The 21,091-nt window shown below is 72.3% G+C and carries 20 protein-coding genes, 1 tRNA gene and 2 pseudogenes; 10 read left to right on the top strand and 13 right to left on the bottom strand.

The window, feature by feature from the left end; all coding sequences use genetic code 11:
• Positions 1-2: 2 nt before the first annotated feature.
• The gene (locus tag KCH_RS17345; RefSeq protein ID WP_035864064.1) at positions 3-569 is read left to right on the top strand and encodes a hypothetical protein; all 567 of its coding nucleotides are present in this window, start codon (positions 3-5) and stop codon (positions 567-569) included.
• A gap of 3 nt (positions 570-572) precedes the next feature.
• Here the strand turns inward: KCH_RS17345 and KCH_RS17340 are convergent.
• Positions 573-1,354 (bottom strand): annotated as a pseudogene (locus KCH_RS17340) (SURF1 family protein).
• Positions 1,355-1,421: 67 nt separating this feature from the next.
• On the opposite strand from KCH_RS17340, the gene KCH_RS17335 reads away from it, so the two are divergent.
• A complete protein-coding gene (locus KCH_RS17335) occupies positions 1,422-1,949 on the top strand; it encodes a GNAT family N-acetyltransferase (protein WP_035864061.1) in 528 nt (175 codons plus the stop codon).
• A gap of 28 nt (positions 1,950-1,977) precedes the next feature.
• On the opposite strand, the gene KCH_RS17330 is transcribed toward KCH_RS17335, so the two are convergent.
• Positions 1,978-2,349 carry a YybH family protein gene (locus tag KCH_RS17330; protein WP_035864059.1) on the bottom strand — a complete coding sequence of 124 codons (372 nt, stop codon included), beginning with the start codon at positions 2,347-2,349 and terminating at the stop codon, positions 1,978-1,980.
• A 90-nt stretch (positions 2,350-2,439) separates the two neighbouring features.
• Between KCH_RS17330 and KCH_RS17325 the strand changes: the two are divergent.
• A pseudogene (locus tag KCH_RS17325) lies at positions 2,440-3,311 on the top strand (LysR family transcriptional regulator).
• An 18-nt stretch (positions 3,312-3,329) separates the two neighbouring features.
• Here the strand turns inward: KCH_RS17325 and KCH_RS17320 are convergent.
• The 6 genes from KCH_RS17320 to KCH_RS17295 all read right to left on the bottom strand — a co-directional run bounded on the left by KCH_RS17320 (position 3,330) and on the right by KCH_RS17295 (position 10,503).
• Entirely contained in the window at positions 3,330-4,448 is a 1,119-nt protein-coding gene (locus KCH_RS17320) for an aminopeptidase P family protein (RefSeq protein WP_035864057.1), read from the bottom strand.
• A 20-nt stretch (positions 4,449-4,468) separates the two neighbouring features.
• A complete protein-coding gene (locus KCH_RS17315; RefSeq protein WP_208866057.1) occupies positions 4,469-5,782 on the bottom strand; it encodes a dipeptidase in 1,314 nt (437 codons plus the stop codon).
• Between the two features lie 276 nt (positions 5,783-6,058).
• Positions 6,059-7,201, bottom strand: coding sequence for a hypothetical protein (locus KCH_RS17310; RefSeq protein WP_157032083.1), 1,143 nt, complete (start codon positions 7,199-7,201; stop codon positions 6,059-6,061).
• A gap of 448 nt (positions 7,202-7,649) precedes the next feature.
• Positions 7,650-8,636, bottom strand: coding sequence for an HNH endonuclease (locus tag KCH_RS17305; protein ID WP_051653973.1), 987 nt, complete (start codon positions 8,634-8,636; stop codon positions 7,650-7,652).
• Between the two features lie 760 nt (positions 8,637-9,396).
• A tRNA-Pro gene (locus KCH_RS17300) sits at positions 9,397-9,470 on the bottom strand.
• An 88-nt stretch (positions 9,471-9,558) separates the two neighbouring features.
• Positions 9,559-10,503 carry a metallophosphoesterase gene (locus KCH_RS17295; protein WP_035864051.1) on the bottom strand — a complete coding sequence of 315 codons (945 nt, stop codon included), beginning with the start codon at positions 10,501-10,503 and terminating at the stop codon, positions 9,559-9,561.
• 131 nt (positions 10,504-10,634) lie between these two features.
• Between KCH_RS17295 and KCH_RS17290 the strand changes: the two genes are divergently transcribed.
• Positions 10,635-11,090: a GatB/YqeY domain-containing protein gene (locus tag KCH_RS17290; protein ID WP_035864049.1), complete on the top strand. Its 456-nt coding sequence runs from the start codon at positions 10,635-10,637 to the stop codon at positions 11,088-11,090.
• Between the two features lie 165 nt (positions 11,091-11,255).
• Here the strand turns inward: KCH_RS17290 and KCH_RS17285 are convergent, their stop codons facing one another.
• Entirely contained in the window at positions 11,256-13,478 is a 2,223-nt protein-coding gene (locus KCH_RS17285; RefSeq protein WP_035864048.1) for a transglycosylase domain-containing protein, read from the bottom strand.
• Positions 13,479-13,878: 400 nt separating this feature from the next.
• On the opposite strand from KCH_RS17285, the gene KCH_RS17280 reads away from it, so the two are divergent.
• Positions 13,879-14,202 carry a WhiB family transcriptional regulator gene (locus tag KCH_RS17280; RefSeq protein WP_035864045.1) on the top strand — a complete coding sequence of 108 codons (324 nt, stop codon included), beginning with the start codon at positions 13,879-13,881 and terminating at the stop codon, positions 14,200-14,202.
• A gap of 128 nt (positions 14,203-14,330) precedes the next feature.
• Here the strand turns inward: KCH_RS17280 and bagB are convergent, their stop codons facing one another.
• Together bagB and bagA are read right to left on the bottom strand one after the other, a co-directional pair.
• Positions 14,331-15,476, bottom strand: coding sequence for an ATPase BagB (gene bagB / locus KCH_RS17275; RefSeq protein WP_035864042.1), 1,146 nt, complete (start codon positions 15,474-15,476; stop codon positions 14,331-14,333).
• Positions 15,473-16,483 (bottom strand): ATPase BagA, encoded by a 1,011-nt coding sequence (gene bagA / locus KCH_RS17270; protein ID WP_035872427.1) that lies wholly within the window; start codon positions 16,481-16,483, stop codon positions 15,473-15,475. The genes bagB and bagA overlap by 4 nt, the downstream gene beginning before the upstream one ends.
• Positions 16,484-16,760: 277 nt before the next feature.
• Here bagA and sp36 point away from each other — a divergent pair, with 277 nt between their 5' ends.
• From sp36 to KCH_RS17250, 5 genes are all read left to right on the top strand, one after another.
• Positions 16,761-16,916 (top strand): Sp36 family protein, encoded by a 156-nt coding sequence (gene sp36, locus KCH_RS42575; protein WP_014136749.1) that lies wholly within the window; start codon positions 16,761-16,763, stop codon positions 16,914-16,916.
• Positions 16,917-16,918: 2 nt separating this feature from the next.
• Complete coding sequence (locus KCH_RS17265) at positions 16,919-17,383, top strand: RidA family protein (RefSeq protein ID WP_035864040.1); 465 nt, start codon at positions 16,919-16,921, stop codon at positions 17,381-17,383.
• 102 nt (positions 17,384-17,485) lie between these two features.
• Complete coding sequence (locus KCH_RS17260; protein ID WP_035872424.1) at positions 17,486-18,328, top strand: NUDIX hydrolase; 843 nt, start codon at positions 17,486-17,488, stop codon at positions 18,326-18,328.
• A 95-nt stretch (positions 18,329-18,423) separates the two neighbouring features.
• Positions 18,424-18,618: a hypothetical protein gene (locus KCH_RS17255; protein WP_035864038.1), complete on the top strand. Its 195-nt coding sequence runs from the start codon at positions 18,424-18,426 to the stop codon at positions 18,616-18,618.
• Positions 18,615-19,436 (top strand): MBL fold metallo-hydrolase, encoded by an 822-nt coding sequence (locus KCH_RS17250; RefSeq protein WP_035864036.1) that lies wholly within the window; start codon positions 18,615-18,617, stop codon positions 19,434-19,436. Before KCH_RS17255 ends, KCH_RS17250 begins: the two co-directional genes overlap by 4 nt.
• Positions 19,437-19,523: 87 nt before the next feature.
• Here KCH_RS17250 and KCH_RS17245 read toward each other — a convergent pair whose 3' ends face one another.
• Both KCH_RS17245 and KCH_RS17240 read right to left on the bottom strand, forming a co-directional pair.
• Positions 19,524-20,198: a Crp/Fnr family transcriptional regulator gene (locus KCH_RS17245; RefSeq protein WP_014136744.1), complete on the bottom strand. Its 675-nt coding sequence runs from the start codon at positions 20,196-20,198 to the stop codon at positions 19,524-19,526.
• A gap of 205 nt (positions 20,199-20,403) precedes the next feature.
• Positions 20,404-21,060 (bottom strand): GntR family transcriptional regulator, encoded by a 657-nt coding sequence (locus KCH_RS17240; protein WP_035864033.1) that lies wholly within the window; start codon positions 21,058-21,060, stop codon positions 20,404-20,406.
• Positions 21,061-21,091: the final 31 nt, after the last annotated feature.

Here is a 21,091-nt window from a genome sequence, read left to right as displayed (position 1 = left end):
TGATGGGTGGACGCGCCGCGCTGGCCGCCGTCGCGCTCGGGGCCGTGGTGCTGACCCTGGCCGGCTGCTCGTCGACCGAGAAGTACGACTGCGTGGAGGCCGCCGGCCCCGCGAAGGCGGACACCGGGCTCGACCTGCAGTTCCTCGCCAAGGGCAAGAGCGGCGGCCGCAGCTCCAAGGGCTCCAGCGGCTCCAAGGGCAGCAGCGGGTCCAGCGGCAAGAAGGGCTCCAGCACCTCCCACTACACGGGGGGCGGCACCACGGTGGTCCACCACTACCACCACCGGCCGGGCTCCACCCGCAGCGACGACTACGTCGACGAGTGCGGCAACCCCTCGCCGGCGGCCGGCTTCGGCGGCTTCAACGGCACCGGCTCCGACTGCGCCACTCCGAACGCGCTGCCCGCCGCGGGCCCCGCCACCGGCTCGCCGTCGGCGTCGCCCGGCGGAGCCACGGCGAGCGCGGCGGCCCCGCCGGTGCCCTGCCCGAGCCCCAGCGCGACGCCGTCCGGCAGCGCCCCGGCCCCGCCGTCGGCGCGGCCGTCGCCGTCCCGCTCCGGCACCCGCTGACGGTCAGTCCAGGGCCGGGTCCAGTCCGAGGGCCCGGTCCTGGGCGGCCTCCGCCTCGCGGCGCACCAGCCGGAACCACATGAAGACCACGAACCCGGCGAAGACGAACCACTCCAGGGTGTAGCCCAGGTTCTGGAACGCCCGCAGGCTCAGCCCGTCCCCGCCCTGCGGCTGCACCGTCGGCACCGCCGCCAGGCCCGCCGGGACGTCGTCGGCCGCCACCCAGCCGTCGTACACCGGGTACGGGAGCACGTTCACCAGCGTCGCCGGGCTGATCGTGCCCAGCTGCCCGGTCGGCAGGCCGCCCGCCACCGCGCCGCCGCTGCCGCTGTTCTCCGGGGCCTGCAGCCGGCCCGTCACGGACACCTGCCCGGACGGCGCCTCCGGGGCCGCCCCGGCGAGCCCGCCGCCCAGCCGCGCACCACCGGCACCGCCCGGCCGCCGTCGGTGAGCAGCGGGGTCAGCACGTAGTAGCCCTGCCGCCCGTCCACCGTCCGGTTCGGCACCAGCAACTGGTGCGCCGTGTCGTAGGAGCCGGTGACGTTCACCGTCCGGCCGAGGGTGTCGGTGCCGACCTTCGCCGCGGCGTCCGGCAGCACCTCGGCCAGCGACCGGGGCTCGGCCTCGGCGGCCGCGGCCGCCGCCTTGCCGTTCTCCTGGTGCGTCGACACCCGGCTCTCGAACCGGCCCAACTGCCAGGAGCCCAGCATCAGACAGACGCCGATCGCCGCCACCGCGACGACCGAGCCGACGAGCCACCGCGGGCTGAACAGGAACCGGTACACCCCACCACGGTAACCATTCCTGACACCGGCCCCGACCCCCGGGTACGGCCCGCAGTACGGTGGCGCGATGACCCCCGCCATCCGCCCGCTCACCGCCGACGACCTGCCCGCCCACTGCGACGCGCTCGCCGACCTGCTGCTGGACGCCGTGGACGACGGCGCCTCGGTCGGCTTCCTGGCCGGCACCGGCCGCGACGAGGCCGCCGCCTGGTGGCGCACCCTGCACCCGTCCGTCGCCGACGGCAGCCGCCTGCTGTGGGCGGCGACCGGCCCCGACGGCCGGCTGCTCGGCACCGTCTCCCTGGTCCGCGAGACCCGGCCCAACGGCCGGCACCGCGCCGAGGTCGCCAAGCTGCTGGTGCACCGCGACGCCCGCGGCGCCGGCCTCGGACGGCGCCTGCTGGCAGCCGCCGAGCAGGCCGCCCGCGACACCGGCGCCACCCTGCTGCTGCTCGACACCCAGACCGGCAGCGCCGCCGAACACCTCTACCGCACCGCCGGCTGGACCGCCTTCGGCACCGTCCCCGAGCACGCCGCCACCCCGGACGGCGTGCTCGCCGACACCACCTACTACTACAAGCGGCTGCCCGCGTAGCACCTCACGCGGTGCTCTGCGCGGTGCCTCACGCGGCGCTCTCCGGCCGGAGGAACTCGGGCTGGTCGAGCAGCCGCAGCCAGCTGCCGTCCGGCTGCTGGCGCACCACCTGCGCGCGGGCCCCGGCGCCGTCCTTCGGCGGGGTGGCGGTCAGCGCGATGCCGTCCGCCGCCAGGGTCGGCAGCGGCGGCTCCGGGGTGAACTGCGGACGGTGCGCCAGCACCTGCTCCCACAGCGCCCGGATCGCCTCCCGGCCGACCGTGAACCGCCCCGGCGGGTACGCCATCACGGCGTGCTCCTCGTACAGCGCGGCGACCCCGGCGGCGTCGCCCGCGTTGGACCGCTCCACGAACAGCCGGGTCAGGTCCTCGGGCCGCATCGCCTTCTCGTACTCGCTCATCGCTGCCTCCTCGTGGTGATGAGTCCATTCTTTTTCCCGCGCGATCAGAAGTCCAACAGCTGGTTCTGTTTGGAACTAGAATCAGGACTCATGGAACTGAGGCAGCTGGAGTACTTCCTCGCCGTCGCCGAGGAACGCAACTTCACCCGCGCCGCCGAGCGGGTGCACATCAGCCAGTCCGGGGTCAGCGCCCAGATCCGGCAGCTGGAACGCGAACTCGGCGCCGAACTCTTCGACCGCTCCACCCGCAGCGTCACCCTCACCGTGGCCAGCAAGGCCGCCCTCGAACACGCCCGGCAGGCCGTCGCCGCCGCCCGCGCCGTCGGCCAGGCGGTCGGCGAGATCAGCGACCTGATCCGCGGCAGCCTCACCGTCGGCATGGTCGCCGGCTGCACCCTCACCCCGCTGTTCGACGGCCTCGCCGCCTTCCACCGCGCCCACCCCGGCGTCGAACTCGCCCTGCTGGAAGGCGAATCCGACCACCTCACCGAATCCGTCCGGACCGGCGCCCTCGACCTCGCCCTGATCGGCTGCGCCGGCACCACCCCCGACGGCCTCGACGCGCACACCCTGATCGACGAACCCCTGGTCGCCGCCGTCCCGCCCGGCCACCCGCTCGCCGGAGCCGCCACCACGCTCGCCGAACTGCTCGCCCACCCGCTGATCTGCCTGCCGCCCGGCACCGGCGTGCGCACCGTCCTCGACCGCGACTGCGCCGCCGCCGGCCTCACCCCGCGGATCGCCCTCCAGGCCTCCGCCGCCTCCGCGATCGCCGACCTCGCCGTCCGCGGCCTCGGCGTCGCCGTGCTCAGCCGCTCGATGGCCGAGGCCTTCCCCGCCCTGCTGCCCGTCCCGGTCGCCGGCCTCACCACCCCGGGCCTGCTCGCCCTGGTCTCCCGCCCCGGGCCCGCCCCGCGCTGCGCGCCCTGCGCGCCGAGCTCCGCCGGGCGTTCAGCCGCTGAACGCCCGGCGGGGAGGCGTCAGTTCACGAGCGCCAGCTCGTGCGGCGTCCCGTTGAACCGCAGCCCGCCGTCCTCCGTCACCGTCACGATGTCCTCGATCCGGACGCCGAACCGGCCCGGCAGGTAGACGCCCGGCTCGATCGAGAAGCACATGCCCGGCACCAGCGGCCGGGTCTCGCCCTCGATCATGTACGGCGGCTCGTGCGTGGTCAGGCCGATGCCGTGACCGGTGCGGTGGATGAAGTACTCGCCGTACCCGCCCTCGGTGATCACCGCCCGGGCCACCCGGTCGATCTCCTGGCAGCTCACCCCCGGCGCCACCGCGTCGAACGCGGCCTGCTGGGCCCGCCGCACCAGGTCGTGCACCTCCTGCACCTCCTGCGGCGGCTCGGTGCCGACGAACACCGTCCGAGTGGTGTCCGAGCCGTAGCCGTCCTTCAGCCCGCCGAAGTCCAACACCACCGTGTCACCGCGCTCGATCACCCGGTCCCCGGCCTCGTGGTGCGGATTCGCCCCGTTCGGACCCGAGCCGACCACCGTGAAGTCCACCTGGCTGTGCCCGTGCTCGATCAACAGCGCCGCCAGGTCCGCCGCCACCTGCCGCTCCGTGCGCCCCGCGAACGGCACGCCCAGGATCGCCCCGTACGTCAGGTCCGCCGCCGCACCCGCCGCCGCCAGCCGGGCCAGCTCGTCCGGCTCCTTCACCGCCCGCAGCATCGGCAGCACCGCCGTCAGCGAGGCGTACGAGGTGCCAGGCAGCGTCTCCTGGAACCCCAGCAGGTGCATCGCCCACGCGTTGTCCGAGATCCCGTACCGGCCGGACGGGTCCAGGCTCGGCGCGAGCACCGCGAACGGGTCCTGCCCGTCCACCCAGTCGGCCATCCGGACCGCCTCCGCGCCGGCCGCCCGCTCCGCGTCCGGACGCTCCAGCTTCGGCACCAGCAGCACCGGCTCGGCGCCCGGCGCGACCACCAGCGCGGTCAGCCGCTCGGTGCTCGCCGTCGGGTGGTAGCCCGTCAGATAGGTCAGGTCCGGACCGGGCGTGACGACCAGTCCGGCCAGCCCTGCATCGGCGGCGGCCGTCGCGGCACGGGCCATCCGGGCCTGGAAGTCGGCGGTGGTGAACGGCTCGGGCATCAGGATCTTCTCCCTGGGGGTCAGCGGCCGGCGGCCGCGTAGTGGCGCAGGAACAGTGCCTCGACCAGGGCCATGTGCTCGATCTCGCCCGGGTCGACGCTCTCGTTGGGCGCGTGGATCAGCGAACGGGGCTCCTCCACACCCATCAGGATGATCTCCGACTCCGGGTACTGCGCGGCAAGAGCACTGCACAGCGGAATCGAACCGCCCTGCCCCAGGAACGACAACGGCTTGCCGTACACCTCCCGCGCCGCCCGGTCCAGCGCCGCGTACGCCCTCCCGGTCGTCGCCGCCCGGAACGGCGAACCCTTCGACTCCGGCTCCACCGACACCGGCGCACCCCACGGCGCCGCCGCCACCAGGTGCGCCGTCAACGCCTGCTGGGCCGCGCCCGGATCCATCCCCGGCGGCACCCGCAGACTCACCCGCGCCCGCGCCTCGGCCGGCACCGCCGACGCCGAACCCACCACCGGCGGGCAGTCGATGCCCAGCACCGTCACCGCCGGACGCGCCCACAACCGGTCCGCGACCGTCCCCGAACCGGTCAGCGCCACCCCGTCCAGCACGCCCGCGTCCGACCGGAACTGCTGCTCGTCGTAGCCCACGCCCTCCCAGACGCCGTCGGCCGGCAGGCCCTCGATCCGCGTCCCGCCGTCCGCGTCGCGCAGCGAGTCCAGGATCCGCACCAGCGCCGCCAGGGCGTCCGGGGCCGGGCCGCCGAACATCCCCGAATGCAGATCCGACTCCAGCGTCCGCACCGTCACCACCACGTTCGCCATCCCGCGCAGCGAGGTGGTGGCCGTCGGCACCCCCACCGCCGCGTTGCCGGTGTCGGCGATCAGCAGCGCGTCCGCGTGCAGGTCCTCCGGATGCTGCGCCAGGTACTCCTCCAGGCCGCCCGTCCCCTGCTCCTCCGAACCCTCCACGACCAGCTTCACGCCCACCGGCAGCTCGTCCCCGAGCGCCCGCAACGCGGTCAGGTGCATCACCAGGTTGCCCTTGCAGTCCGCCGCACCGCGCCCGTACCAGCGGCCGTCCCGCTCCGTCAGCTCGAACGGCGGCGAGACCCACAACTCCTCGCCCAGCGGCGGCTGCACGTCGTAGTGGCAGTACAGCAGCACCGTCGGCGCGCCCGGCGGCGGCGGACGGTGACCCAGCACCGCGAGGCTGCCGTCCGGCGTCTCCACCAGCCGCACGTCCCGCAGGCCCACCTCCGAGAACGCCGCGGCCACCCACTCCGCCGCCTCCCGGCACCGCGCGGGCGGCTGCTGCCGCGGATCCGCCACCGAGGGGATCGCCACCAGCTCCGCCAGATCCGCCCTGGCCCGGCCCATCAACCCCGCGACCCGCACACCCAGATCGTCCGCCACGCCCGTCCCCTTCCGAACCCGGTCGACTTCCCGACCTCGACACACCGATCATGCCCCGCCGGGGGCGCCCACGAGCAGCGGCGCGGGACGGTGTCGCGCGGGGCACGCCACGGCGGCGGGCCTACGGGCAGTGGTGGCGGACGGTGTCGCGCGGGGTCGGCAGGTGTCGGGCGGCGCCGGACGGGGTCACGCCGCGGCGGAGGACCCACGGGCAGCGGCGCGGGACGGTGCCGCGCGGGGTCACGCCACGGCGGCGGCGTCCAGGATGCGCGACCACCACGCCAACTCGCGGACCTCGTCCCGCCGGTACACCCGGGTGCGCTCGCTCCGGTACGCGGCGACCAGCCGCTCGGCGGTCGTCCGGGTCAGCGCCGGCAACTGGTGGTCCAGGATGCGCTCCCACGCGGGCGCCCACGGGCCGGCCGTGTCCCGGTGCAGCTCGGCCAGCGGCAACTCCCGCGCCACCGCCCACACCACCAGGTCCGGGGCGTCCGCCAGCAGGTGCCAGTGGTGCGCCGACCGCTCGCGGAGCATCTCCTCCAACTCCTCCAGGATCGCCCGCCGGAACATGATCGCGATCCGCACCCCGGTCGCCTCCGTCTCCGCGCCGAACAACGCCCGGAACTTCGACCCCGACGGATCCCGCCAGATCTCCTCCCGGCCCTCCGGAGTCAGCGTCTGGAACGCCAACGCCGGGCCCTCCCCGGCCGAGAACAGCGCCAGCGCGGTGGTCGCCTCGTCCACCGCGTAACCGCCGCGGCTCGGCCCGCGCCGCTCACCCCGCCGCAACCGGAACGGAATCCCGTCGCTCTCGAACTGCCGCACCAGCCTGCGCATCACCGGATGACGAAGCAACAGGTCCTGCGCCACCGTCGGATTGTGATGCCGGTGCGCATGATCGTGCGCGGCCCGGGCCAGCTCACGCGCCGCACCACTCACGATCCGGACGTCCAGCACCGCCCGGTCCAGATGCTCCGTCGACAGGTCCGCCGCACCCCGCGCGATCAACCCGATCGTCTGGAACCCGTCGATGCACTCGATGCCGGACAGGTCGACACTGCAACCGCCCCACCCCAACTCCGCCCGCCACAGCAGCTCGTCCACCCCGAGCACCACCCGGCCCACGATCCCGAACAGCTCCGGGCACTCCCGCAACAGCTGCGCCCGCCCCGCGTTCTGCGGACTCGCCAACAGCTCCCGCCGCGCCCCCAGCCGCTCGGCCGCGTCCACCGGCCCCGCCAACTCCGCCAACTGACTGGCAGGAACCCGCAGATCCCACTGATCGTCATCCACCCGCTGCGTGTACGTCGGCCGCAGCCAGTACCCGGAGTAGAACACCGGAACACTGGTCGGCCCCTGCTCGACGGGAAACGACTGTGCCATCGCAAACACGCTCATGCCCATCACAACGGCACGACCCCACACAGGTGACGGCCCCACCGCACACCACCCACCCACCCGCCCCAACGAGTGAGCGCCGCACCGGATCTCGCCGATGCGGCCCTCACAGCCCGGCCGGGGTGGCGGGACTTGAACCCACGGCCTCTCGCCCCGAATCTAGACCCTGAGGGACGGGCGACCAGGAAACGATGCCAACGGTGCCGTTCAGACCATTGATTGACGTTGGCCTCTGTCGGCACCTTGAGTCGCAGCTTTCAAGATCTCCTCCAAGTCACACCCCCAGAGAGTGGCCTCTGCCGGGACGCGCCTCGTGTCCTGTGGGCCCGAGGCGCGCGCAATATTTCGTGCTGCCTATCGAGATGCGGTCCGCGTGTTTTGACCGCGGCAGCAGCACCGCACCAGGAGGTCCAGGCCCGCCCCAGTTTCTACGTCAGACCGGGTCGGTGCGGTGCATGGTCCAGTGGATTCGCAACCAGCTTCGGTGCGCCGCGCTCAGTGCCACGGTGAGTATTCTGCCGTGCAGGTCGGCGTAGAGCGGGTAGTCGGTGAGCTGCGCGGATACGTCGATGGTGAGCTGTGCGGGGTGGACAGCCAGCAGACCCAAGTCGAACAGGCGGTGCAGATCCCGGCGGAGGAGCAGTCCGCCGTCGTCGTGGTGTTCGCCGTTGGTTGCGTAGCTGTACAGGTGGGCGGCGTCCAAGGCGGTGCGCGGAGTGGGGCCGGTAAAGGCGCAGTTGTCGCCATGGGTAGCGAGCAGGTGCTGGCGAAATGCGCGCTGGCCGAGCCTGGCCCGGACGGTAACAGTACGATGCCCGCCCTTGATCGGTCGGTCGCCGTGGAAGCCCTTCTCGTTCGCCGCCGCCCTGTGGCGTTCGTCTTGGAAGGTCTTCTGGGCGGCGTCGACGATACGCACGGTGCTCTCGCCAGTTGTCTCGATAGCCGTCCGGAGCCTGTCCCACTGGAGCGGGCGCAGGCTGTTCTGGGACTTGGGGCTGTCGCACAGTGCGCGGAGCTGCTGGCCGGGCAGCAGACCGGCCATGTCGGTCCACGCGGCATCGTGCCGGGACCGGTAGGTCGTTACCGCTCTGCGGTTGGTGACAGGGACGTCGAACTCGGCCTTGCAGTCGAAGCACAAATACTCCGGCTTCTTGGTTTTGCGGGGCTTGAAGCTGGCCTTCCCACAGTGCGGGCAGGTGTAGACGTCCTTCTCAGCCTGCTCCCGGGCGATCTCCTCGATCACCGACACCCCCAGCAAGGCCTTCTTGTCCCAGAGCGCGATCACATCGCCGACCTGCATGTTCGCATGGTTTGGGACGGTGCTGTCCCAGCTGTAGTGCTGCGACGGCTCGTCGTCGTACCCATCGTTGCCACCGTGCGAGCGGTCGTCCCCTACTGCCAGAACCAGCCATGCACCCATTGCCCCGTACCCCATCCCCAGTCCAACCGGTCCGCGCGCATCCGCCATGGGCCAAGCCCGCCCGGTGCACAACCTAGCCGTTCAACCAGACAACTCAGCCGGCCGCCGTCTCTGATGCTCCAACAGGGATGGCGGCCGCCTTCGCCGGGAGGCGCTGCTGCGTCGGATCGTCAACCTCCCCGAACCAAGATCGGTTGGCGTGATTGGCGTGGAAATCGAGCCCAGTTTGAACCACCAATTTGCCTTTGGGAGGCAGCAGAAGTAGCGGATCCCTCAGAAGGGATGGGCGAAGCCGACTGACGGCGTGGACTGGCCGGCCTGCTTGCCTGACCGTGCCGCCAAAGGCACAGGTTTGCCACGAGGCTGTTTCATCCGGCAGCTACCGGCTGCTACCCGGAGGAGGCGCGTCTGGGGCGCTGAGGCTGGCCGACTCCTGACCCGGCGTTCCTGCCCACGGGATGGGGCTGCCGTCCGCGCTCAGGCGTGCCATGATCGCGCGCGGCCTGAAACCCGGCACCCGCACAAGACGATGATGGACGAGCTGCGGACACCGGTGATACTCAAGGACGAGCGGATGGGGCACGAGGACGACTCGCCTCACCCGGATGTGGCTCGACGTGCTGCTGAGGGAGCCTTGGCCGTCGGCCCGGTAAGCCAGTTATCCGGCGGCTTTCTCCAAGCATTCTCCCCAGAGGGCTGGGAGAAGCAGCCAGGGCCGGTGACTCTTGCGAGTCACCGGCCCTGAGCTGGTGTTACGAAGTCGGGGTAGCGGGATTTGAACCCACGGCCTCTTCGTCCCGAACGAAGCGCGCTACCAAGCTGCGCTATACCCCGGTCCTGCTTTGTTGCCTTCCGTGTCCGGCGCAACGAGTAGAACTCTACAGGAGGTGGGGCCAGACACGAAATCCGGTTTAGGGGCTGGTCAGCGAGGGGCGGGGGTGAGGGTGAGGAGGGTGGCTTCGGGGGGGCAGGCGAAGCGGACGGGGGTGTAGCGGTTGGTGCCGCAGCCGGCGGAGACGTGGAGGTGGGAGCGGTGGCCGGCGGCGGTGTGGGTGGAGAGGCCCTTGACCCGGTCGGTGTCGAGGTCGCAGTTGGTGACCAGGGCGCCGTAGAAGGGGATGCAGAGCTGGCCGCCGTGGGTGTGGCCGGCGAGGATCAGCGGGTAGCCGTCGGCGGTGAAGGCGTCGAGGACGCGCAGGTACGGGGCGTGGACGACGGCGAGGGAGAGGTCGGCGTCGGGGGAGGGGCCGCCGGCCACCGCGCTGTAGTCGTCGCGGCGGATGTGCGGGTCGTCTAGTCCGGTGAACTCGATGTCGAGGCCGGCGACGGAGAGCCGGCCGCGGGTGTTGGTGAGGTCGAGCCAGCCGGCCGCGTCGAAGCCGTCGCGGAGTTTCTGCCACGGGTTGTGGACGGCGCCGGTGATGCCGCGTCGGCCGGAGCCGTCGGGGTTGTTGAGGCCGTGGACCCCGCTGCGCAGGGCCTTGAGGTAGCGGGTGGGCGACTTGCGGGCGGGCCCGTAGTAGTCGTTGGAGCCGAAGACGTAGACGCCGGGGAAGTCCATCAGCGGGCCGAGCGCGTCGAGCGTGGCGGGCACGCCGAGCGGGTCGGAGAGGTTGTCGCCGGTGTTGACGACCAGGTCGGGCCGGAGTCCGGCGAGGCTCTGCAGCCAGCGCTGCTTCTTGGCCTGTCCGGTGACCATGTGGATGTCGGACACCTGGAGGATCCGGATCGGCCGCGCGCCGGCGGGCAGGACCGGGACCTCGACGCGGCGAAGCCGGAACGAGCGGACCTCGTACCCGGCGGCGTAGACGAGACAGGCGGCGCCGGTGGCGGCGACACCGAGCGGGACGGAGTACAGCGGTCGCATCGGTCCATGGTCGCAGACCGTTCGAAAAGCCGGACAAGCACCCGGGGGTCGACGGGGGATGACGGGTCGTCAGCACGAACCGGCAGGTAAAGGGGCGGCGTCGGGCCCGGACAGGTGTCAGAATCGGCGGCATGACGACGCTCAAGGAGCAGCTGCACGAGGACCTGACGGCTGCCATCAAGGCACGGGACGAGCTCCGCTCGTCCACTCTCCGGCTGACGTTGGCCTCGGTGACGAGCGCCGAGGTGGCGGGCAAGCAGAAGCGCGAGCTGTCCGACGCCGAGGTGCTGCAGGTGATCGGCAAGGAGGCGAAGAAGCGGCGCGAGGCCGCGGACGCGTTCGAGGGTGCCGGCCGTACCGAGCAGGCGGCCCGCGAGCGGGCCGAGGGCGAGGTGCTGGAGGCCTACCTGCCGAAGCAGCTGACGGACGAGGAGCTGGCCGGGATCGTGGCCGCCGCGGTGGCGGAGTCCGGGGCGAGCGGTCCGCAGGGCATGGGCGCCGTGATGAAGCTGGTGCGTCCGCAGGTCGAGGGCAAGGCGGAGGGCGGCCGGGTGGCCGCCGCGGTGAAGGCCGCCCTGGCCGGCTGAGGGCGTACGGCTGAGCAGACGTACGGCTGAGCAGGCGTACGGCTGAGCAGGCGTACACCTGCTCAGGCGTACGGAAGGGCCGCGGCAGCGGCCGGGGAACTGAAGGAGCCGCCCTCCCGGAGATGATCTCCGGGAGGGCGGCTCCGTCGTTGCTGCCGGGAGGGCCTAGCGGTGGCCGGGCTTGCCGGAGTTGCCGCCGCCGGGGTTGGGCGGCCAGGAGATGCCGCCGGTGGTGAGGCCGCCGGCGGGCCAGCCGTTGCCGCCCTGGGCGTTGTCGCCGGACGGGGGGCCCGGGTCGGTGGGCGGCGGGGTGGGCTGCTGCGGGACCGGGATGTCGACGGTCTGGAAGCGGGTCACCGGGGTGCCGTCCAGGGCGTCGTTCATGGCCATCTGCCAGATCGGGCCGGGGCCGTCGGCGCCGAAGACGGAGGAGAAGTACTTGCCGCCGATGGTGATGTTCTTCATCGAGACGTTGCCGCCGACGCCGCCGAGCCAGACCGAGGTGGAGAGCTCGGGGGTGTAGCCGGTGAACCAGGCCGCGTACCGCTCGTCGGTGGTGCCGGTCTTGCCGGCGATCGGGCGGCCGTCGTCGAGGCCGAGGGAGGAGCCGGTGCCCTTCTCGGTCACGCCGAGCAGCAGGGTGTTGACGCCGTCCGCGGTGGACTGGGACATCGCCTGGTTGCAGTTGGCCTTCGGCACGTCGAGCTTCTTGCCGTCGGTGCCGATCACGGAGGTCAGCGCCACCGGGGAGCAGTACACGCCGCGGGCGGCGAAGGAGGCGTAGACCGAGGCCATCTGCAGCGGGCTGACCTCCTGGGTGCCGAGCACCATGGAGGGGACCTCCTGCAGCGCCTTGCCGTTGGCCAGCGTGCCGACGCCGAGCTTGTCGGCCATCTGCTTCATCGGGCAGAGGCCGGTCTGCTGCTCCAGCTGCACGAAGTAGGTGTTGACCGACTTCTGCATGGCGATCTGCATGCTGTAGGGGCCGTACTCCTTCTCCGCCTCGTTCTGCACGGTGGGCTTGCTGGTGTCGTTCCACATGCCCTGGCAGGTGGAGACCTTGGGGTACTCCATCTTGAACGGCGAGGGGAGTTCCTGGGTGATCGGCACCCCGTTCTCCAGCGCGGCCGCGGCCAGGATCGGCTTGAAGGTCGAGCCGGGGGAGAAGCCGTTGCCGCCGCCCATCGCCGCGCCGACGTTCAGGTTGAGGACGGTCTGCTTCTTGGACTCGTCCAGGCCGTACGGGCGGGTCTGGGCCATCGCCAGGATCTCGCCGGTGCCGGGCTTGACCATGGTGCCGGCGGCGGAGACCTTGTCGTTCACGTTGACCTTCTTGGTCACCGCGTTGTACATGTCCTTCTGCTTGTCCGGGTCGATGGTGGTGTTGATCTTCAGACCACCCTGCGACCAGACCTTCTGCCGTTCGGCGGCGGTCTTGCCGAACACCGGGTCCTGCTTGATCACGTGGCGCACGTAGTCGCAGAAGAAGCCCATGCCGTTCTGCGCGGTGATGCAGCCGTTCTGCGGCTCGGAGTACTTGATGCCGAGCGGGGCGGCGAGCGCGGCCTTCGCCTCGTCCGGCGAGATGTGCTTGAACTCCAGCAGCTTGTTGATCACCGTGTTGCGGCGGGTCTGCGCCGCCTGCGGGTGGGTGACCGGGTCGTACGCCGAGGGGTTCTGCACCAGGCCGGCCAGCATCGCGGCCTCCGGGATGGTGAGGTCCTTGGCGCTCTTGCTGAAGTAGCGGTTGGAGGCGGCCTCGATGCCGTACGCCTGGTGGCCGTAGAACGTGATGTTCAGGTAGTTGGTGAGGATCTGATCCTTGCTCAGGTCCTCCTCCAGCTTGATGGCGTACTTGAGCTCCTGGATCTTGCGACCCATGCTCTTCTTGGTGGCTTCGAGGAAGGCCTGCTGGTCGTCGCCGGCCTGCTCGACGAAGACGTTCTTCACGTACTGCTGGGTGAGCGTCGACGCGCCCTGGGCGGTGGTGCCGGACTCGGCGTTCTTGGTGGCCGCGCGCAGCACGCCCTTGAGGTCGACGGCGCCGTGCTCGTAGAAGCGGGCGTCCTCGATGTCGACCTGGGCGTGGCGCATCACCGGGGCCATCTGGTCGGCGGTGAGGATGGTGCGGTCGCGGTCGTACACCTTGGCGATCAGGCCGCCCTTGGCGTCGTAGATCATCGACGCCTGGGAGAGGGTCGGCGTCTTGAAGTCGTCCGGGATGTTGTCGAACGACTCGGCGGTGTCCTTGGCGGTCAGACCGAACGCGCCGACGGCCGGCAGGGCCATTCCGGCGACCAGAATGCCGGCGAGCACGGCGCTGCCCAGGAACTTGACGCCGAGCCCTGCCTTGTCCAGTGCGGAGCCCGTGGATCGCGTAGGTGCCATGGGGAGAACCCTACGTTGCGGAATCCCGTACAGGGGGGCAGGTGTTCGCCTACGCTTGTCACAGAACTGCGACAGCTTCGCTCCGTTCATCATCATCACTCTTGTGAGTGATGAGCTTTGTCCGATTCGGGGCATTGTGCACCGATTTCGGAGAGCCGCGCGGCGGGCGGCTGTCGCGCACCGTGACGAAAACGCACCAATCGACCCCCGCAAGCCCTGCGACCTGCAGTCACTCCAACGAGTGAGCTGTCGGACACCCATAGTCCGATCGGGTCATTCGAGATTGGGCCGACAGGGGCTGTTGCGTTGTGTCGTTCTTCCGTAACGTCCTCAACTGGCAACGGTGAATATGCCGTTGCCGCCGTGGGGGAGCCCCGAATCGGGAGAGGACGGCGCCGGAATGGGCTGGGTGGACGACTGGAGCGCGCAGGCCGCGTGCCGCACGAGCGATCCGGATGAACTGTTCGTGCAGGGGGCGGCGCAGAACCGCGCCAAGGCGGTGTGCAGCGGGTGTCCCGTGCGCACCGAGTGCCTCGCGGACGCACTCGACAACCGTGTCGAGTTCGGCGTCTGGGGCGGAATGACGGAACGCGAGCGTCGGGCGCTGCTGCGGCGGCGACCGACCGTGGGGTCCTGGCGCAGGCTGCTGGAGACCGCACGCACCGAGTACGAGGAGTCGCTGGCCACCGGAGTGGTCCTCCGGGACTACGCGCAGGCGGGCTGACCGGGCCGGGCGCTCGGGCGCCCGGCCGGCCGGTGTTCCGCGGGCGCGGCGGCTGCCGCCGGACGGGTTGACGGCCCGTCAGGCGGAGTGACGGTCCGTCAGGCGGGTTGGTGCGGTGGGCTGTCGGCTCACTCGGCGGGGGAGCCGAGGCGTTCGCCAATGGCCCGCAGTCCGTCCAGGTCGTGGACGTCTCCGGGCAGGGCCGCCACTTCGACGATCGGCACGTCCGGGTAGACCGAGGCGAAGCGGTCGCGGGTGCGGCGCTCCCTCGCCATGACCTGCATGCGTTCGGCGTGCAGCCGCAGCAGTCCGGCCGCCAGGGTCTCGGCCTCGACGGTGGCGGTGGCGGTGCCGTTCTCCTCCAGGGCCTCGGCGGCGGCCAGTGCGCGTTCGGCGGTGAGCTGCGGGGCGCCGGAGGCGTGCACCCGGTTGAGCACCAGGCCGGCCAGCGGCATGGCGTCGGCGGCGAGCCGGTCGACGAAGTACGCGGCCTCGCGCAGCGCGTCCCGTTCGGGCGCGGCGACCACCAGGAACGCGGTGCCCTCGGCCTTGAGCAACTGGTAGGTGCGGTCGGCGCGTTCCCGGAAGCCGCCGAACATCGAGTCCATCGCGGAGACGAACGTCTGCACGTCGGTGAGGAGTTGGGCGCCGAAGATCTTGCCGAGGGTGCCGGTGATCAGCCCCATGCCGACGTTCAGGAACTTCATCGCGGACCGGCCGCCGACCTTGGCGGGGGCCGTGAGCAGCCGGATCACCTTGCCGTCCAGGAAGGACCCGAGGCGGCTCGGCGCGTCCAGGAAGTCCAGCGCGGAGCGGGACGGCGGGGTGTCGACCACGATCAGGTCCCAGCGGTCCTCGGCGCGGAGCTGGCCCAGCTTCTCCATCGCCATGTACTCCTGGGTTCCCGCGAAGCCGGCCGACAGCGACTGGTAGAACGGGTTCTCCATGATCGCCTTGGCCCGCTCGGGTTCGGCGTGGGCGAGCACGACCTCGTCGAAGGTCCGCTTCATGTCCAGCATCATTGCCTGGAGTTCGCCCTCCCCGCGGGTGCCCTTGACCACGCGCGGGGTGTTGTCGAGCTCGGTCAGGCCCATCGACTGGGCGAGCCGGCGGGCCGGGTCGATGGTCAGCACCACGACGCGGCGGCCGCGTTCGGCGGCCCGCAGGCCGATCGCCGCGGCGGTGGTGGTCTTGCCGACGCCGCCGGAGCCGCAGCAGACCAGGATCCGGGTCGCCGGGTCGTCGATCAGGGTGTCGATGTCCAGCCCGGTCATGCCGCCCCCTGCCGCTTCAGTTCGCCTGCCAGCCGGTACAGGCCGGCCAGGTCCACGCCCTCGCCCAGTAGTGGCAACTCGTAGGTGGGAAGCCGCAGTTGCTGGAGGTCGATGCGCTGGGTGCGTTCCAGCTCGACCCGTTCGGCGTGCTCCCTGGCCTGCTCCAGCAGCGGGTCGAGGAGCGGTTCCACGGCGGCCCGGACGGTCTCCGGCTTGCGCGAGCGGCCGCCGAGGCCGGCCTCGCCGAGCGCCAGCGCCACGTCCTCCCGGTGGTCGCCGTCGGCGGCCGCCACCGCCGCCGCGTCCAGTATCGGCGGGCGCACCATGTTCACCAGGACGCCGCCGACCGGCAGCCCGGCCTCGCGCAGGTCGGCGATCCCGTCCACCGTCTCCTGCACCGGCATCTCCTCCAGCAGCGTCGTGAAGTGCACCGCCGTCTCCGGCGAGCGCAGCACCCGCATCACGGCCTGCGCCTGGGAGTGGATCGGGCCGAACCTGGCCAGGCCCGCCACCTCGGAGTTGACGTTCAGGAAGCGGGTGAGCCGACCGGTCGGCGGGGCGTCCATCACCACCGCGTCGTAGCGCAGCCGGCCGTCCGGGCCCTTGCGGCGGGACGCCTCGCAGGCCTTGCCGGTGAGCAGCACGTCACGCACGCCCGGGGCGACGGTGGTGGCGAAGTCCACGAAGCCGACCTTCTGCAGGGCCTTCCCGGCCCGGCCCAGCTTGTAGAACATCTCCAGGTACTCCAGCAGCGCCTGCTCGGTGTCGATCGCCAGCGCGTGCACCTCGCCGTGCCCGCTGCCCGGCAGCCCCAGCTGAGCGGGCGTCACGGTCGCCACCCGGCGCTCCTCGTACGGCAGCGCCGCGATCTGGAACAGCTCGGCGATGCCCTGCCGGCCCTCCACCTCGATCAGCAGGGTGCGCCTGCCGTCGGCGGCCAGCGCCAGCGCGAGGGCCGCGGCCAGGGTGGTCTTGCCGGTGCCGCCCTTGCCGCTGACCACGTGCAGCCTGACGCCCTCCCAGTCCGGCTCCCGCGGCGACGCCTGCCCGGTCGGCCCCGCCGTACCGCTGCTGCCCGCCACGCCCGCTCTCCGTCCGTCGCCGCCTGCTGCTGCCTGCAGGAGCACTGCCGGGGCACTCCTCCTGCCGGGATCCCCGCGGGCATCCCTCACCGCGAGGGTAACGAGCGAGCGCTCCGGATGACGGGAGCATCCCGGTCGCCCCGGCGAATGATGCCCCCTTTGTGTCCCACCTCACACCGGCCGGGGCGGCTAGAGTCACCCCATGACCAAGTGGGAATACGTCACCGTGCCGCTTCTCGTGCACGCCACCAAGCAGATCCTCGACACCTGGGGCCAGGACGGCTGGGAGCTCGTCCAGGTCGTCCCCGGGCCGAACCCGGAGCAGCTGGTCGCGTACCTGAAGCGGGAGAAGGAGTAGTCATGGGCCAGGTCGAGCAGAAGCTCGCCGAGCTCGGGCTGACCCTGCCCGAGGTGGCGGCCCCGGTCGCCGCGTACGTCCCCGCGCTGCGCACCGGTCACTATGTGATGACCTCCGGGCAGCTGCCGATGGTCGGCGGGAAGCTCCAGCTGACCGGCAAGGTCGGCGCCGAGGTCACCGCCGAGGAGGCCAAGGACCTCGCCCGGATCTGCGCGCTGAACGCGCTGGCCGCGATCAAGTCCGTGGTCGGCGACCTGGACAAGGTCGAGCAGGTCGTCAAGGTGGTCGGCTTCGTCGCCTCCGCCCCCGACTTCACCGGCCAGCCCGGCGTCGTCAACGGCACCAGCGAACTGCTGGGCGAGGTCTTCGGCGACAAGGGCGTGCACGCCCGCAGCGCCGTCGGCGTCGCGGTGCTGCCGCTGGACGCGCCGGTCGAGGTCGAGATGATGGTCCGCGTCCGCGACTGACGCGACGACTCCGGGCCCGTCGCCGCGACCGCGGCGGCGGGCCCTTCGTGCTGTCCGGGAGGTGGTTCCGGTGCAGCGCAACGGCGGTTAACATCCGTGAACATGCCCGAGATGCCGCCGTCCTGGCCCGCCCGAATCCGCGCCCTGGCCACCGGGGAGCTCACCCCCGCCGCGCCCCGGCCCGCCGCCACCGTCGTGCTGCTGCGCGACGGCGCCGCCGGCCCCGAGGCGTACCTGCTGCGCCGGCGCACCACGATGGCCTTCGCCGGCGGCATGTACGCCTACCCCGGCGGCGGCGTCGACCCCCGCGACCGCGAGGTGCGCCCGCCGTGGGCCGGCCCGACCACCGAGGAGTGGGCGGAGCGGCTGGGCGTGGACGAGCCGACCGCCTGCGCCGTGGTCTGCGCCGCCGTCCGGGAGACCTTCGAAGAGGCCGGCGTGCTGCTGGCCGGCCCCGACGACCGCACGCTGGTCGAACCCGGCGACTGGGCGGCCGAGCGGGACGCGCTGGAGTCCCACGAACTGTCCCTGGCCGAGTTCCTGACGCGCCACCGGTTGGTGCTGCGCAGCGACCTGCTGGCCGCCTGGGCGCGCTGGGTCACCCCGGAGTTCGAGGAACGCCGCTTCGACACCTGGTTCTTCGTCGCCGCGCTGCCCGCCGGCCAGGCCGCCGCGGACACCGTCGGCGAGGCCGACCGGGTCGCCTGGATGACGCCCGCCGACGCGGTGGCCGGCTTCCACGAGGGCCGGCTCGGCATGATGCCGCCGACCGTCACGGTGCTGCGCGAACTGTCTCAGGTCCGGGCCGCCTCCGACGCGCTGGCCGCCGCCGCGGACCGCAAGGTCACCCCGGTGCTGGGCCGGGCCGAGGTCCTCGGCGACCGCATGACGGTCCGCTGGCCCGGGTATGACGAACTGACTGTCGACGGCGTGTTCCCGGCGTGAGAACCTTCCCCCGGGAAGCACGGCGACCGCCGCGCCGACCAGTGGCTTTGCCCTGCGACAGCACCGACTGAGAACACCCCGGAAGGAGACCTCCGATGACCCACAACGACGTGGCTCGCCGGACCTCGGCCATGCCCGCCCGCACCGTCACCCCCCGCGCCGCCGCCTGCGACGCCGCACCCCTGCCCGCGGCCGGCGCCCGCCTGCTGGTCCGTGAGCTGCCCGGCCGGGCGCTGGTGCGGCCGCTCCCGCTGCGACGACTCAGTCGGGCCGAGGCGGACGCCGCGTGAGCGGTCTGCTTCCGGGCGACCCCGCCGACGCCGTCGGCGGGGCCGCCACCCCGCGCGCCCAGTGCGTGCTCGCCCCCAACCCGTCCCCGATGACGCTGGACGGCACCAACACCTGGCTGCTGTCCGAGCCCGGCTCCGACCTGGCCGTGGTCGTCGACCCCGGCCCGCTCGACGAGACCCACCTGCGACGGGTCGTCAGCATCGCCGAACAGCAGGGCAAGCGGATCGCCCTCACCCTGCTCACCCACGGCCACGCCGACCACGCCGAGGGCGCCGTCCGCTTCGCCGAGCTCACCGGCACCGCCGTCCGCGCCCTCGACCCGGCGCTGCGACTCGGCGACGAGGGGCTGCACGGCGGCCAGTGGCTGGAGATCGGCGGCCTCGACCTGCGGGTGGTCGCCACCCCCGGGCACACCTCCGACTCGCTGACCTTCCACCTGCCCGCCGACGGCGCGATCCTCACCGGCGACACCGTCCTCGGCCGCGGCACCACCATGGTCGCCCACCCCGACGGCCGCCTCGGCGACTACCTGGCCTCGCTGCGCCGCCTGCACGCGATGGCCGCGGAGCACGGCGTCCGCACCGTCCTGCCGGGCCACGGCCCGGTCCTCGCGGACGCCCTCGGCGCCGTCGACTACTACCTCGCCCACCGGGCCGGCCGCCTCGCCCAGGTCGAGACCGCCGTCGAGGCCGGCTGCCGCACCGCCCCCGAGGTGGTCGCCCGGGTCTACGCCGACGTGGACCGCGCGCTCTGGCCGGCCGCCGAGCTGTCGGTGCGGGCCCAGCTCACGTACCTGGAAGAGCACGGCCTGATCTGAGCCGGCCCGCGAAACGGAACCGGGCCGGAAAACGGAGATCGCGCCCCGTGCACCGGTGTGCACGTGGGCGCGACCTCGGAAGCCGGCTCAGCGGGAGCGACGCGACAGCCGCTCGACGTCCAGCAGCACCACGGCGCGGGCCTCCAGCTTCAGCCAGCCGCGGCCGGCGAAGTCGGCGAGCGCCTTGTTGACCGTCTCGCGGGAGGCACCGACCAGCTGGGCCAGCTCCTCCTGGGTGAGGTCGTGCGCGACGTGGATGCCCTCGTCGGACTGCACGCCGAAGCGACGGGAGAGGTCGAGCAGGGCCTTGGCGACGCGGCCGGGCACGTCGGAGAAGACCAGGTCGGACATCACGTCGTTGGTGCGGCGCAGGCGGCGGGCGATCGCCCGGAGCAGCGCGATGGAGACCTCGGGGCGGGCGTGCAGCAGCGGGAGCAGGTCGCCGTGGCCGAGGCCGAGGAGCTTGACCTCGGTGAGGGCGGTGGCGGTGGCGGTGCGCGGGCCCGGGTCGAACAGCGAGAGCTCGCCGATCATCTCGGAGGGGCCGAGCACGGCGAGCATGTTCTCGCGGCCGTCCGGCGAGGCGCGGTGCAGCTTGACCTTGCCCTCGACCACGACGTACAGCCGGTCGCCCGGGTCGCCCTCGTGGAACAGCGACTCGCCGCGGGCGAGCGTCACCTCGGTCATGGAAGCGCGGAGCTCGGCAGCCTGGTCGTCGTCGAGTGCCGCGAACAGCGCGGCGCGCCGCAGAACGTCGTCCACGAGCTTCCTCCTGCTGGTGTCATGGGCAGTGCTACTCACCACCAAGGATGACGCATGTCGCTCCGATCATATGAGGAGGGGGTGTGCTGGGGTGCCGCCTACGCGGCCATTCGCGCACTTCGGGTGACCGGGGCGACCGCGCCGGTCCGACGGCGTGTCGCCGCCCCGGCCTGTCGGAGGGTCAGCGACCGGGCCTGTCGGAGGGTCAGCGACCGAGGGCCTGGAGGGCGAACGCCCGGGTGCCGGCGACGTGGTGGCGGGCGAGTGCGGCGGCGGTCTCCGGATCGCGGGCCTTGATGGCGTCGAGCAGCTGCTGGTGCTCGGTGCACATCGGGAGGCTGGTCTCGGCGTCCGAGGTGAGGCGGAACAGGCGGCGCAGGCGGCCGTCGAGCGGGGCCATCATGTCGCGCAGCAGCGGGTTGCCGGAGAGCTCGACGATCTCGCGGTGGAAGTCGGCGTTCAGGCTGACGGTCTCGCGCAGCCGGCCGGCCTCGGCGGCCTTGCGGGTGCGGGCGAGCAGGCGTTCCAGGCCGCGGACGCCGGCGGCGGTGGCGTGCTGGGCGGCGAGGCTGGCGGCGAGCGCCTCCAGCGACTCGCGGACGGCGAAGAAGTGCTCGGCCTCCTCGGGTCCGAAGTCGGCGACCACCGCGCCGCGGCGGGCCTGGGCGGTGAGGAAGCCCTCGCGTTCCAGGCGCTGCATGGCCTCCCGCAGCGGGATCCGGGAGACGCCCAGGCCCTCGGCGAGCTCGCGCTCCACCAGGCGCTGTCCGGCGGGGTACTCGCCCTCGATGATCCGCTCGCGCAACCGGAGGTAGACGAGGTCCGCCAGCGACTGGTGGGTGTCGCCGAGGGTGTCGGGCATCGGGGGCTCCAGGCGGAAGCGGGCGGGCCGA

The organism is Kitasatospora cheerisanensis KCTC 2395, assembly GCF_000696185.1.
GTDB classification, from domain to species: Bacteria; Actinomycetota; Actinomycetes; order Streptomycetales; family Streptomycetaceae; genus Kitasatospora; species Kitasatospora cheerisanensis.
The sequence above is the reverse complement of the archived record's forward strand: the minus strand, read 5'-3'. Positions and strand labels throughout refer to the sequence as shown.

Coding starts and splice junctions, on each gene's coding strand:
- KCH_RS17345 (WP_035864064.1), top strand. CDS start 3: ATGGGTGGACGCGCCGCGCTGGCCGCCGTCGCGCTCGGGGCCGTGGTG.
- KCH_RS17335 (WP_035864061.1), top strand. CDS start 1,422: ATGACCCCCGCCATCCGCCCGCTCACCGCCGACGACCTGCCCGCCCAC.
- KCH_RS17330 (WP_035864059.1), bottom strand. CDS start 2,349: ATGAGCGAGTACGAGAAGGCGATGCGGCCCGAGGACCTGACCCGGCTG.
- KCH_RS17320 (WP_035864057.1), bottom strand. CDS start 4,448: ATGCCCGAGCCGTTCACCACCGCCGACTTCCAGGCCCGGATGGCCCGT.
- KCH_RS17315 (WP_208866057.1), bottom strand. CDS start 5,782: ATGGGCCGGGCCAGGGCGGATCTGGCGGAGCTGGTGGCGATCCCCTCG.
- KCH_RS17310 (WP_157032083.1), bottom strand. CDS start 7,201: ATGGCACAGTCGTTTCCCGTCGAGCAGGGGCCGACCAGTGTTCCGGTG.
- KCH_RS17305 (WP_051653973.1), bottom strand. CDS start 8,636: ATGGGTGCATGGCTGGTTCTGGCAGTAGGGGACGACCGCTCGCACGGT.
- KCH_RS17295 (WP_035864051.1), bottom strand. CDS start 10,503: ATGCGACCGCTGTACTCCGTCCCGCTCGGTGTCGCCGCCACCGGCGCC.
- KCH_RS17290 (WP_035864049.1), top strand. CDS start 10,635: ATGACGACGCTCAAGGAGCAGCTGCACGAGGACCTGACGGCTGCCATC.
- KCH_RS17285 (WP_035864048.1), bottom strand. CDS start 13,478: ATGGCACCTACGCGATCCACGGGCTCCGCACTGGACAAGGCAGGGCTC.
- KCH_RS17280 (WP_035864045.1), top strand. CDS start 13,879: ATGGGCTGGGTGGACGACTGGAGCGCGCAGGCCGCGTGCCGCACGAGC.
- bagB (WP_035864042.1), bottom strand. CDS start 15,476: ATGACCGGGCTGGACATCGACACCCTGATCGACGACCCGGCGACCCGG.
- sp36 (WP_014136749.1), top strand. CDS start 16,761: ATGACCAAGTGGGAATACGTCACCGTGCCGCTTCTCGTGCACGCCACC.
- KCH_RS17265 (WP_035864040.1), top strand. CDS start 16,919: ATGGGCCAGGTCGAGCAGAAGCTCGCCGAGCTCGGGCTGACCCTGCCC.
- KCH_RS17260 (WP_035872424.1), top strand. CDS start 17,486: ATGCCCGAGATGCCGCCGTCCTGGCCCGCCCGAATCCGCGCCCTGGCC.
- KCH_RS17255 (WP_035864038.1), top strand. CDS start 18,424: ATGACCCACAACGACGTGGCTCGCCGGACCTCGGCCATGCCCGCCCGC.
- KCH_RS17240 (WP_035864033.1), bottom strand. CDS start 21,060: ATGCCCGACACCCTCGGCGACACCCACCAGTCGCTGGCGGACCTCGTC.